Consider the following 12,205-nt stretch of genomic DNA (forward strand, 5'->3'; position numbering starts at 1 on the left):
CGCGCACCGCACGTGCGCCCGATTCACCCCGTTTTGACCGGCACTGCGTGCCTTATTCATTGGCACGCAGTGCCGACTTTTGTCCTACGGCCATTTTTTCGCCACTTTTGTTTGATCGATCATCGATCAGCGACTTACAGTCGTCCGCGGACCCCACACGGGTCCAACGACCCTGTCCTGCCCGTCAGGGATTTTCTCCACCACCTCTCCTTGTCCGGAAGGCGGCGCACACCGATGTCCGACCCCGTAGGAAAGCTTCCGAGCGAGCTCGACCAGCTCCCGGACCGCGACACCGAGGAGACCGCCGAATGGGCGGCCTCCCTCGACGCCGTCGCACAGGCCGCCGGTACGCGCCGCGCCGAATACCTGCTCCGCCGCACCCTGCAGCACGCCGAGGCCGCCGGCCTCGCGCTGCCGAAGCTGCTGGAGACGGACTACGTCAACACCATCCCCACCGCCGCGGAGCCGGAGTTCCCCGGTGACGAGGCGATGGAAGCCCGCATCACCGCCTGGAACCGCTGGAACGCGGCCGCCATGGTGACCCGCGGCTCCAAGTACGGCGTCGGCGGCCACATCGCCACCTTCGCCTCGGCGGCCTGGCTCTACGAGACCGGCTTCCAGCACTTCTTCCGCGGGAAGGAGTCCGACGGATCGGGCGACCAGCTCTACATCCAGGGCCACGCCTCCCCCGGCATCTACGCCCGCGCCTTCCTCGACGGCCGGATCTCCGAGCAGCAGCTCGACCTCTTCCGCCAGGAGTCGGGCGGCAACGGCCTCCCGTCGTACCCGCACCCGCGGCGCCTGCCGTGGCTGTGGGAGTTCCCCACGGTCTCCATGGGCCTCGGCCCGCTCTCCGCGATCTACCAGGCGCGGTTCAACCGCTACCTGCACAACCGGAGCATCAAGGACACCGCCAACTCGCACGTCTGGGCCTTCCTGGGCGACGGCGAGATGGACGAGCCCGAGTCGACCGCCGCCCTGGCCCTGGCCTCCCGCGAGCAGCTCGACAACCTGACCTTCGTCATCAACTGCAACCTGCAGCGCCTCGACGGTCCGGTCCGCGCGAACTTCCGCGTCGTGCAGGAGCTGGAAGCCCAGTTCCGCGGCGCCGGCTGGAACGTCATCAAGTCCCTGTGGGGCTCCGCCTGGGACGAGCTGTTCCAGCTCGACACCACGGGCGCCCTGGTACGCCGCCTGCGCGAGGTACCGGACGCGCAGTTCCAGACGTACGCGACCCGCGACGTGGCCTACATCCGCCAGCACTTCTTCGGCGCCAACGCCGAGCTCGTACAGCTGGCCGGCGTGCTCTCCGACGCGAAGATCGCCGAGTGCTTCCACAGCTCCCGCGGCGGCCACGAGCCCCGCAAGGTCTACGCCGCGTACAAGGCCGCGCTGGAGCACAAGGGTGCTCCGACGGTCATCCTCGCGCAGACCGTCAAGGGCTACACGCTGGGCGCCGGGTTCGAGTCGAAGAACGCGAACCACCAGATGAAGAAGCTGACGGTCGACGAGTTCAAGGACATGCGCGACCTCCTTGGCCTGCCGATCCCGGACAGCGCCTTCGCCGACGGCCAGGTCCCCTACGGCCACCCGGGCGCCAACAGCCCCGAGGTCCAGTACCTGAACGAGCGCCGCGCGGCGCTCGGCGGCCCGGCCCCGGCCCGCAAGGTCAAGCACGTGGCCCTGCCCGCCCCGGCGGACCGTTCCTTCGCCCCGCTGCTCAAGGGCTCCGGCAAGCAGGAGATGGCCACCACCATGGCCTTCGTCCGGCTCGTCAAGGACCTGATGCGGGACAAGGAGACCGGCAAGCGCTGGGTGCCGATCGTCCCGGACGAGGCCCGTACCTTCGGTATGGAGTCCCTCTTCCCGTCGGCCGGCATCTACTCGCCGCTGGGCCAGACGTACGAGCCGGTCGACCGCGACCAGCTCATGTACTACAAGGAAGCCAAGGACGGCCAGATCCTCAACGAGGGGATCACCGAGGCCGGCGCCATGGCCGACTTCATCGCCGCCTGTACGTCGTACGCGACGCACGGCGAGCCGATGATCCCCTTCTACATCTTCTACTCGATGTTCGGCTGGCAGCGCACCGCCGACCAGATGTGGCAGCTCGCCGACCAGCTCGGCAAGGGCTTCATCGTCGGCGCCACCGCCGGCCGCACCACCCTGACCGGTGAGGGCCTGCAGCACGCGGACGGCCACTCGCACCTGATCGCGTCCACGAACCCGGCGTCGCTGAACTACGACCCGGCCTTCGCGTTCGAGATCGCGGTGATCGTCAAGGACGGTCTGCGCCGGATGTACGGCGAGCAGCCCGAGGACGTCTTCTACTACCTGACGGTCTACAACGAGCCGAAGGTGCAGCCCGCCATGCCGGAGGGCGTGGAAGAGGGCATCCTGCGCGGCCTCTACCGCTTCAACACGGCGGCCGACCTGGCGGAGGCGGCCCCGGCCGCCGACGCGCCGAAGATCCAGCTCATGGCCTCGGGCACGGCGATCCACTGGATCCTGGAGGCGCAGAAGCTCCTCGCCGCCGAGTGGAACGTGTCCGCCGACGTCTGGTCCGCCACCTCGTGGGGCGAGCTGCGCCGCGACGCGCTGGAGTGCGACGAAGCCCTGCTGCGCGGTGAGGTCCGTACCCCGTACGTCACCCGCGCGCTGGAAGGTGCCCAGGGCCCGGTCCTGGCCGTCTCCGACTGGATGCGTCAGGTCCCGGACCAGATCAGCCAGTGGGTCGAGCAGGACTACACCTCGCTGGGCACGGACGGCTTCGGCCTCTCCGACACCCGTGAGGGCGCGCGCCGCCACTTCGGTGTCGACGCCCAGTCGATCGTGGTCGCCTCGCTGGCCCAGCTGGCCCGCCGCGGCGAGGTCCCGGCCTCGTCGGTCAAGGAAGCCCGCGAGCGCTACGGCCTGTAGATCCGTAGGTCTGTAGGTCTGTAGGTCTCTGTCGCACTGAGCCATAAGGCCGGTGTCCGGCCCCGGAAGGGGCGGACACCGGCCTTTCGCCGTACGCGCGGTGGCGGGTGGGGGTCACAACCGTGATGCTGGAGCCGTGATGGACGAGACGGAGTTCTGGGAGATCGTCGACCGTACCCGCGAGGCCGCCGAGGGCGACCCCGAGGAACACGCCGACCTGCTCGTCGAGCGGCTGACGCGGCTCGACCCTGACTCCGTCCTGGACTTCGCCCGGCACTTCGAGTCCCGGTACAACCGCGCGTACACCTGGGACCTGTGGGGCGCGGCCGCCGTCCTGCTGAACGGGGCGAGCGACGACGCCTTCGACTTCTTCCGCTGCTGGCTGATCGGCCAGGGCCGGGAGGTCTTCGAGGGCGCGGTGCACGACCCGGACCACCTCGCCGAGCTGCTGGACGACTTCGACGAGGAGATCGACGGGGACGGCGAGGAGCTGGGCTACGCGGCCGACGAGGCGTACGAGCAGCTCACCGGCGCGGAGCCGCCCGACCTGGGCGTCCCCCAGCAGGCCGCGGAGCCGGAGGGCACCGTGCTCGACCTCGAAGACGAGGCCGGGCTGGCGGAACACTTCCCCCGGCTCTGGGAACGCTTCGGCGCGTAGTCCTGTGTCTAGTAGTGGGTGCCGCCGTCGATACGGATCTCCGTACCGGTGATGAAGGCGCCGTCCTCCGAGCCGAGCATCGCCACGACGCCCGCGACGGTCTGCGGACCGGCGAAGCCCTGGCCGAGGGCCGGGGCCAGCTTCGCGAAGAGGCTCCAGTCGGTGTCCTCGGGCAGGCCGGGGCCGTTGCCGGTGGTCATCCCGCTCTCGATGGAGCCCGGGGCGACGGCGACGAAGCGCACGCCCTGCTTGCTGTACTCGGCGGCGAGGGCGTGGGTCATCGACTGGATGCCGCCCTTGCTCGCCGCGTAGGCCGCCATGTAGGGGTGGGCGAAGGTCGCCGAGGTGGAGCTGAAGTTGACGACGACCGGCTGGTCGCCCTCGATCAGCGCCGGGATCGCCTCGCGGATCATCAGGAAGGTGCCGGTCAGGTTGACCGTGATGACCTTGTTCCAGAAGTCGAGCGTGGTCTGGTGGGTGTGCGCGGAGCGCAGGATCCCGGCTGCGTTGACGAGTACGTCGAGCCCCCCGAGGCCCTCGACGGCCGCGGCCACGCCCGCCCGTACGGCGGCTTCGTCGGATATGTCGAGGACGGCGGTGGTGAGCGCTGCGCCGTGCCCGTCGGCCGCGGCCTGCTCGGCGGTGGCCTTCAGGCCGGCCTCGCTGACGTCCACGGTGTGGACCCGGCCGCCCTCGGAGAGGATGCGGTGGACGGTGGCCTGGCCGATGCCGGAGCCACCGCCGGTGATGAGGACGCGACGTCCTTCGTAACGGTTCATAGGGCCAAACATACGACTCGATGGCACGTTTTGCCAGCATGACAATGAATGCCGCAGTATTCCCTCGTCCCAGGTAGGCTTCGGGGGTGAGATCTCCCCGCCCGTACTCTCCCCAGCCCGGCTCCGGGGCACAGTCGCTGACCGAACGCCGCAAGGCCGCCACCCAGCTGGACATCGCCCGCGCCGCCTGCGAACTCTTCGCCGAACACGGCCCCGACGGCACCACCGCCGAGGACATCGCGCACCGCGCGGGTGTGGCGCTGCGCACGTTCTACCGCTACTTCCGCAACAAGCAGGAAGCCGTGGCACCGCTGCTCGCGGGCGGCGGAGACGAATGGCGCGCCCTGCTCGCCGAGGAACGCCCCGGCACCCCCCTGGCCGAGGCCCTGGAGCGCGCCGTCACCCGCTCCCTCACGGACCCCCTCGTCATAGGAGAGGGCCTGGAGGTCACCCGGGGCCTGCTCCGCGCGGCGGCGGGCGACCCCGCCCTGCGGGCCGTCTGGTACCGGGTCAACCAGGAGTCCGAGGAACAGCTGGTCCCCCTGATCGCCCGCCTCGCCGGCCCGGACGCGGACGCCCTGTCGGTCCGCCTCCTCGCCGCGGCGGCCACCGACGCGATCCGCGTGGCCCTGGAAGTCTGGTCCACCACCGACGGCCCCACCCAGGGCCCCGGCTCCCCCGCCACCCTCGCCGCCCAAAGCCTCCACGCCTTGACGGGCGCGATGCCGCTGCTGCGGTGACTAGGCCCGGGGTACGCGCGCCAGCGCGGCCCGGATGGTCTGCGCGGGGTCGGGCACGTCCAGGCCCAACTGCCGGAGCAGTTCCACGATCTCGTGCAGGGTCTTGCCCCGCTCCTCGGCCGCTTCGCACAGGACCTGGAGGGAGAAGTCACGCGATGTCGGCACGTCACCCTCCGCCTTCCTGCTCATCCCGATCAGCTTCCACGCCTCTCGCTCGGACAGTCCCTCCGGCAGGGAGGCGTGGGACACTTGGAGCCGGTAGACCTGCAGGCGCCTCGCCAACACCGCGGGCGTGACTTGCAACTCGTAGGCGACGGCGACCACATGGGCGAGGGGTACCGTCGCACCGACGTCGAGGACATGCCAGGGAAAGATGCCCCCGTGCAGTACGTCCCGGTCCAGATCGGTCGGGCGCTTCGGTACCTCCAGCGGCACCCGGAACCCGTACGCCCTCAGCCGGGCGATCCGGTGCCGCATCCTCTCCGGCGATTCCCAGAATCCGTCGAAGACCTGGACGTAGGAGAGCGGCTCTTCCGGGTCGAGGAATCCGGTGTTCACCCTGTCGGACAGAACGTCGACGTCCGCTTGCGCCACGTGGGGCGCCATCACCCGGGGGCCACCGAACCCGAGCGCCTCCAGACGGTCGATTACCTCTCCCGGCCGCTCCTGCGACCGTTGCGCGACCGCGAGGACATGGCCGGGTGTCGCGGCGCGGGACCGCTCCAACCAGGACGGCTTCCCGTTCCCGCCCACGCTCAGCAGTGCGACGAGCTCCTCCCCTGGGTGTTCCGGGAGCCCGGCGGCGTCCGGCCGGAGGCCATGGGCTGCGAGCCGTAGGCAGACTTCGGAGACGGCCAGCCCGGAGTCCAGGCTCGCCTTGGCGAGGTGCCCGGCGGGAACCTCGGACCCGGGCATGAAGCACGCACCGCCGTGACGCTTCGGGTCGAGCCGGATCAGAGGCTCATGCTCGGCCGTCTCGCACATCTCCACCACGTCCTGCGGCACCTCGCAGCCGAACCCGCGCAGATGGGCGGCCGCTTCGGCGGGCCCCTTCCGGCACTCGCGCACGGCCACCATGAGGGCGGCGGTCGTGACCGGCCCGCAGTCCGGACGGATTCCGCCAGAAATCGCGTCAAAAACGCGGCTGTCGACCGTGGTCAGACGGGCGTCCCGCGTCCAGTTCGCAGGAGAGAGTCCGGGAAAACCGAGAGCATCGGCCTGCCGGGCGACGTCCCGCGGGTCCGCCCGGAATCCCCGCGCGATACGAGCGATGTCATTGAGATCCAGATGCACCTTGCTGTTCCGCACCAGCACCTGATCGGAGGGCAGTGCGCTGCGGAGCCCCTGTACCTCACCGACCTCGGGACAGCATTCCACCAGCGTGGACATCGTGGCTTGCGGGCGTTGGGCGAGGACCCGCCAGAGAAGGATGTGGTCGGGCACGGTATCGAGCCATTCCACCTCCGATGTGTCCAGGTCGCCCATCCTCCTGCCGGACCGGAGGATGAAGACATCGGCCGGGAAGAAACCCACGTCGCCTCCTCCCAGGGCCGCACCCCCCACGAGGAAGCGCCGTCCGCTCGCTGCCAGCGCGGTTGTCACGATGTCCGCCAGCGGCGCGCTCGCGGTAGCGACCCGGCACAGCCACGCGTAGTCCGAGAATTCCGGCTCACCGCCCGCGAGGACGTGCGCGGCACCCTCCAACAGCCCTCGTACGACCGGCTCGACATCGTCGATGACGTTCCTGCGGTCCACCGAGAGCCGGGCCGGGGACCACGGGCCGGTCAGGTTGATCACCGCACCGACCAGGCCGCGCCCGGCAAGCACCCCAGCGCTCTCGACGGGGTCCACCACCAGCCCGTCCACCAGCAGCGCGCCCCCGCGCTCACACCACAGGACGTGCGCACCGGCCGGAGCTCCGACCCATTCCCGCACCGTGCCAGACGCCGACAGCCCGAACTCGCGCGGGTCGTAGTCCGCCCGGGGCTTGAACCGGCCGGCGGGCCAGACGGTGCCCTCGCCACCGTCCTCCGCCGTCGTCTCGAACTCGGCGATCCCCAGCAGCCGTTCCAGCACCCCCACACTGGACCACCCCTCCGGCAGCAGCCCCGGGCGCAGCCTCAGCCGGATGGTCGTCCCCGCCTCGCGCCCGCGCAGGGCGGTCTTGACGATGCGGAACAGGTGGCCGGGGCCGCAGATGGACACCTCGTAAACCGGGCCGAAGCTGCCGTCCGGGGCCATCCGGCAGGTGGTGACGCTGACCTCGTCGGCCAGCATGAAGTAGCTGAGCACCCCGATCCCGAACCGGCTGTTCGGATAGAGGGTGACCGGAGGGTCCAGGGCCTCCCAGGCCGCCCGTTCCAGCTTGAACTCCAGCTGTTCGGCGAAGCGCGCGCCCGCCTGGGCGAAGACCCCGCGGAGTTCCGCCTCGCCCATGCCGACGCCGTTGTCGGTGCACTCCAGGTAGCCGACGCCGTCCGCGTCGACCCCCTGGACGAAGGAGATCCGTCCCTCGTAGCCGCTCTGGTGGCGCCCGGCGGGCGGGTGGGTCCGGTCGAGGTATTCGCTGCGCGCCCGCCGGTACCGGCAGGCGTCCAGCGCGTTCTGGTACAGCTCGCGGACCGCCAGGTCGCGGTCCTTGTACAGCTCGATGCCCATGGCCAGGTCCCGGAACCGCCTGCCGTCGCTGCGGAACCTCGCGTACCCGTCGAAGGCCCCGTCCGCCGCCGTCACGGCGTCCGCGGACAGCCGCACGGGCAGGACCGGCAGGGGATCGGTGATCCGGTCCCGGGCGGTGCGCCGGACCGCGTCGAGCACCTCGTCGACCCGCCCCACGTATTCGCGGAGCCCCTCGACCACGGCCTCGTGGCGGCACTCCGCCCGCAGCACCGGCAGCTCGGGGGAGCCGCCCCAGGCCGCCTCCCGCAGGGTCCGGTGCAGCTCGACGAGGTTCACGGGGTGCGGGATGGCGAGGTGCTCGGCGACGATCCCGGGCATCGCGGTCATGCCGGGGGTCATGGCGTGCCCGAGCGCCCCCAGCAGCATCAGCCGCTGTTCGCGGATCAGCTGGGGACCGTCCGCGGTGCGGACCCGTTCCTCGGCGGCGAGCTGGCCCAGGAACTCGGGATGGCACACGTCGGGCCCGCGCCGCAGGCCCTGGAGCAGGGCGGTGATCCGGCGCGGGGCGAGCACCTCACCAAGCGAGGCGGCGGCCCCTGCGCCCAGGCCTTCGAGCAGACCGGCCACCGACCGGGGGTCGGCGAACTCGCGCTGCTGGACCAGCCAGCGGTGGAACAGCCACCACCCCGCCTGCGCCTGCGCCTCCCCCTCCGGGCTCCGCAGGGCCCGCTGCACCAGCGTCTCGTCCTGGTCGACGAAGACCTCGTACGCCCTGCGGTCCGGCCCGGCGGCCTCCTCGGGCCGCAGGCTCCAGGGGCGGATCCCGGCCAGCAGGGCGGCCCGCTCCAGGTAGTGCACCCGGTGCAGGAAGGGCAGCAGCACCAGCAGGGCCGCCTCGGCGGGGTACAGGTCGAAGCCGGGGCTGCGGTCCGGTTCGCCCAGCAGCAGTTCGATCTGCTCCAGGAAACGCGAAGGGAGCCCGGGATCGGCCCACGGGTCCGCCGCCAGTTCCGCTTCCAGCACGTCCCGCCGCTCGGCGAGCACGGCCAGTACTGCGGCCACCGCGTCCCGGCCGGCCCGGCACTCGCGGCCGCCGCCCACGTGCCGCCAGACCCCGGCTCCGTCCGCCCTCCGCAGCCAGTCGTCGGCCGCCGCCGGGTCCGGCCCCGGCGGGGTGGGCGGCGACGTCCACACCGACAGGTTCGAGATCGTCTGCGCCTGCACCACCACCCCGGCGACCTCGTCGCCGATCACGGTGTTGCGCACCGTCCCCTGCTCGTCCACCGATCCCGCCCCTTTCCCCGGTGCGGAAACCTTAGACACGGCGAAGGGCCGCCGTCCCGGTATCCGGGGCGGCGGCCCTTACTGGTACTACTGCACGGCTTAGAGGTCGAAGTACAGCTCGAACTCGTGCGGGTGCGGGCGCAGCGCGATCGGGGCGATCTCGTGGGTGCGCTTGTAGTCGATCCAGGTCTCGATCAGGTCGGACGTGAAGACGCCGCCGGCCTGGAGGTACTCGTTGTCCTCCTCCAGCGCGCGCAGCACCGCGTCGAGGGAGGTCGGGACCTGCGGGACGCTCGCGTGCTCGTCGGGCGAGAGCTCGTAGAGGTCCTTGTCGATCGGCTCCATCGGCTCGATCTTGTTCTTGACACCGTCGAGGCCCGCGAGCAGCAGCGCCGAGAAGGCGAGGTACGGGTTGGACGACGGGTCCGGGGCGCGGAACTCGACGCGCTTGGCCTTCGGGTTCGAGCCCGTGATCGGGATGCGCATGGCGGCGGAGCGGTTGCGCTGCGAGTAGACCATGTTGACCGGGGCCTCGAAGCCGGGCACCAGGCGGTGGTACGAGTTCACCGTCGGGTTGGTGAAGGCGAGGAGCGACGGGGCGTGCTTGAGGATGCCGCCGATGTAGTAGCGGGCGGTGTCCGAGAGGCCCGCGTAGCCGGACTCGTCGTAGAACAGCGGGTCGCCGTTCGCCCACAGCGACTGGTGCACGTGCATGCCCGAGCCGTTGTCGCCGAAGATCGGCTTCGGCATGAAGGTCGCGGTCTTGCCGTTGCGCCAGGCGACGTTCTTCACGATGTACTTGAAGAGCATGAGGTCGTCGGCCGCGGCGAGCAGCGTGTTGAACTTGTAGTTGATCTCGGCCTGGCCGCCGGTGCCGACCTCGTGGTGCTGGCGCTCGACCTGGAGGCCCTGGGCGTCCAGTTCGAGGGAGATCTCGGCGCGCAGGTCGGCGAAGTGGTCGACCGGGGCGACGGGGAAGTAACCGCCCTTGTAGCGGACCTTGTAGCCGCGGTTGTTCTCGGTCGAGCCCGTGTTCCAGGCGCCGGCCTCGGAGTCGATGTGGTAGAAGCTCTCGTTCGCGCTGGTCGCGAAGCGCACGTTGTCGAACACGTAGAACTCGGCCTCGGGGCCGAAGTACGCGGTGTCGGCGATGCCGGTGGAGGCGAGGTACGCCTCGGCCTTCTTCGCGATGTTGCGCGGGTCGCGGCTGTAGGCCTCGCCCGTGATCGGGTCGTGGATGAAGAAGTTGATGTTGAGCGTCTTGTCCTTGCGGAACGGGTCCATACGGGCCGTCGACAGGTCGGCGCGCAGCGCCATGTCGGACTCGTGGATCGCCTGGAAGCCGCGGATCGAAGAGCCGTCGAACGCCAGTTCATCGTCCGGGTTGAAGACGCCGGCCGGGATCGTGAAGTGCTGCATCACGCCGGGCAGGTCACAGAAACGGACGTCGACCATCTTGACGTCGTTGTCTGCGATGTACTTCTTCACTTCGTCGGCGTTCTGGAACATCCAACTCCTCCTACTCCCGACCCCCCGGGCAGGGGCGGGCTGCATAGCTCGTGGTGCGTCCAGTGCGGTGGCGCACGCTGGTCCCGACCATAAGCAAACGGGATTTCTCAAGCATGACCCATTTGTTTCGCACAAGTTAACCAGGGTCCCGTCGAAGCCCGCGGGAACACCACGGGTACCGTGGTCGGGTGGACAACAGGCAAGCAATCGGATCGTGGCTCTCCGGCCCGCGCGCGGCCGCCGAGGACATGGGCGCCGACTTCGGGTACCCGGGCCAGCAGCTCGGCCTCCCCAAGGAGGGCCCGGGTTCCGTGGCCCGCTTCGGCCGCAGGCTGGGCGCCGTGGCCATCGACTGGTTCGGCTGCCAGGTGATCGCGTACGGCCTGATCGCGCGGGGCGACATGACCGCGACGGGCAACTGGACCCTGGGGCTCTTCGTGACGCTGGCCGTCCTGACGGTGGGCACCGTGGGCTTCACCCCCGGCAAGCGGATCCTCGGACTCCGGGTGATCTCGGAGAACGGCGGCCGCCTCGGCTTCGGCCGCGTGGTGCTGCGCACCCTGCTGCTGGCCCTGGTCGTCCCGGCGGTCATCTGGGACCGCGACGCCCGCGGCCTGCACGACCGCCTCTCCCGCGCCGTCCAGGTCCGTATCTGAACAACATCCGGTGCACATACAAGTGGGGCGCCCCCGGTCGATGACCGGGGGCGCCCCACTTGTATGTCTTGTATGCAATGCGGCTCGCGTCGCGGGTCAGCCGCGCGGCGGCCGCTGACCGCCCCGGGCGCCGCGGCCCGGGATCGGACCCTTGGGGATGGGCATGTTGCTCATCAGGTCACCCATGGCACGGAGCTTGTCGTTCACCGCGGTGATCTGCGGGCCCTGCAGGACGCGCGGGAGCTTGAGGAGCGTCGTGCGCACCTTCTTGAGCGGGACCTCGCCCTCGCCCGTGCCGACGATGATGTCGTGCACCGGGATGTCCGGCATGATGCGCGCCAGCTTCTTCTTCTCGGCGGCGAGCAGGCTCTTGACCCGGTTCGGGTTGCCCTCGGCCACGAGCACGACGCCGGCCTTGCCGACCGCGCGGTGCACGATGTCCTGCTGGCGGCTCATCGCGATGGCGGGGGTGGTGGTCCAGCCCCGCCCCACGTTGTCCAGTACCGCCGCGGCGGCGCCCGGCTGGCCCTCCATCTGCCCGAAGGCGGCGGCCTCGGCACGCCGTCCGAAGATGATCGCCATCGCCAGGAACGCCACCAGGAGACCCAGGATGCCCAGGTAGACCGGGTGGCCGATCAGGAAGCCGATCCCGAGGAAGACACCAAGGGTGACGATTCCCACGCCCGCGACGATGAGACCGACCTTGGGGTCGGCCTTACGGGTCATCTTGTACGTCAGGGCGATCTGCTTCAGTCGCCCGGGGTTCGCAGCAGTCTCTGCGTTTGACTTCCTCGCCATGCAGCGAAGTTTACGTGGCCTGCGGGGTCCGGGTCGCCGCGGCCTCGAGTACGTGCTCGGTTTCGACCCGGTCCTTGGCCCTGCGACGGTCTTCGAGGACCGCCGTCCAGGCGTTGCGCCGGGCGCCGCTCATGAGCAGCGACTCGATGCCCCGGAAGGCATCGGTGAACGACGGGATGGCGATGGCGCGAACGGGCGCGGCCTGCATGTCGATCCCTCTCTGGTGCTCTCATCGATGGAGCT

9 protein-coding genes are annotated in these 12,205 nt (G+C 70.3%); 4 read left to right on the plus strand and 5 right to left on the minus strand.

The features are described 5' to 3' along the window. The first annotated feature begins 234 nt into the window (after window positions 1-234). The gene (gene aceE, locus OHS33_RS10185; RefSeq protein ID WP_330330064.1) at window positions 235-2,919 is read left to right on the plus strand and encodes a pyruvate dehydrogenase (acetyl-transferring), homodimeric type; all 2,685 of its coding nucleotides are present in this window, start codon (window positions 235-237) and stop codon (window positions 2,917-2,919) included. A gap of 139 nt (window positions 2,920-3,058) precedes the next feature. Further along, on the plus strand, window positions 3,059-3,577 hold the full coding sequence (locus OHS33_RS10190) for a DUF4240 domain-containing protein (RefSeq protein WP_330334986.1): 519 nt from the start codon (window positions 3,059-3,061) through the stop codon (window positions 3,575-3,577). Between the two features lie 8 nt (window positions 3,578-3,585). Here OHS33_RS10190 and OHS33_RS10195 read toward each other — a convergent pair whose 3' ends face one another. Continuing rightward, complete coding sequence (locus OHS33_RS10195; RefSeq protein ID WP_330330065.1) at window positions 3,586-4,356, minus strand: SDR family NAD(P)-dependent oxidoreductase; 771 nt, start codon at window positions 4,354-4,356, stop codon at window positions 3,586-3,588. Window positions 4,357-4,442: 86 nt separating this feature from the next. On the opposite strand from OHS33_RS10195, the gene OHS33_RS10200 reads away from it, so the two are divergent. Then, on the plus strand, window positions 4,443-5,096 hold the full coding sequence (locus OHS33_RS10200; RefSeq protein WP_330330066.1) for a TetR family transcriptional regulator: 654 nt from the start codon (window positions 4,443-4,445) through the stop codon (window positions 5,094-5,096). On the opposite strand, the gene OHS33_RS10205 is transcribed toward OHS33_RS10200, so the two are convergent. Together OHS33_RS10205 and glnA are read right to left on the minus strand one after the other, a co-directional pair. After that, window positions 5,097-8,999: a wHTH domain-containing protein gene (locus tag OHS33_RS10205; protein ID WP_330330067.1), complete on the minus strand. Its 3,903-nt coding sequence runs from the start codon at window positions 8,997-8,999 to the stop codon at window positions 5,097-5,099. A gap of 99 nt (window positions 9,000-9,098) precedes the next feature. Then, window positions 9,099-10,508, minus strand: coding sequence for a type I glutamate--ammonia ligase (gene glnA, locus OHS33_RS10210; RefSeq protein WP_330330068.1), 1,410 nt, complete (start codon window positions 10,506-10,508; stop codon window positions 9,099-9,101). 188 nt (window positions 10,509-10,696) lie between these two features. Between glnA and OHS33_RS10215 the strand changes: the two genes are divergently transcribed. Further along, a complete protein-coding gene (locus OHS33_RS10215; protein WP_330330069.1) occupies window positions 10,697-11,164 on the plus strand; it encodes an RDD family protein in 468 nt (155 codons plus the stop codon). A 96-nt stretch (window positions 11,165-11,260) separates the two neighbouring features. Here OHS33_RS10215 and OHS33_RS10220 read toward each other — a convergent pair whose 3' ends face one another. After that, complete coding sequence (locus OHS33_RS10220) at window positions 11,261-11,962, minus strand: DUF4191 domain-containing protein (protein WP_330330070.1); 702 nt, start codon at window positions 11,960-11,962, stop codon at window positions 11,261-11,263. Between the two features lie 10 nt (window positions 11,963-11,972). After that, on the minus strand, window positions 11,973-12,170 hold the full coding sequence (locus OHS33_RS10225) for an SCO2195 family GlnR-regulated protein (RefSeq protein ID WP_214937012.1): 198 nt from the start codon (window positions 12,168-12,170) through the stop codon (window positions 11,973-11,975). Window positions 12,171-12,205 lie beyond the last annotated feature (35 nt).

Source organism: Streptomyces sp. NBC_00536, assembly GCF_036346295.1.
GTDB lineage: Bacteria > Actinomycetota > Actinomycetes > Streptomycetales > Streptomycetaceae > Streptomyces.

Bases quoted from the DNA above. Each gene is read 5' to 3' on its own strand.
- OHS33_RS10220 (WP_330330070.1), bottom strand. From the start codon at position 11,962: ATGGCGAGGAAGTCAAACGCAGAGACTGCTGCGAACCCCGGGCGACTG.
- OHS33_RS10190 (WP_330334986.1), top strand. From the start codon at position 3,059: ATGGACGAGACGGAGTTCTGGGAGATCGTCGACCGTACCCGCGAGGCC.
- OHS33_RS10225 (WP_214937012.1), bottom strand. From the start codon at position 12,170: ATGCAGGCCGCGCCCGTTCGCGCCATCGCCATCCCGTCGTTCACCGAT.
- glnA (WP_330330068.1), bottom strand. From the start codon at position 10,508: ATGTTCCAGAACGCCGACGAAGTGAAGAAGTACATCGCAGACAACGAC.
- aceE (WP_330330064.1), top strand. From the start codon at position 235: ATGTCCGACCCCGTAGGAAAGCTTCCGAGCGAGCTCGACCAGCTCCCG.
- OHS33_RS10195 (WP_330330065.1), bottom strand. From the start codon at position 4,356: ATGAACCGTTACGAAGGACGTCGCGTCCTCATCACCGGCGGTGGCTCC.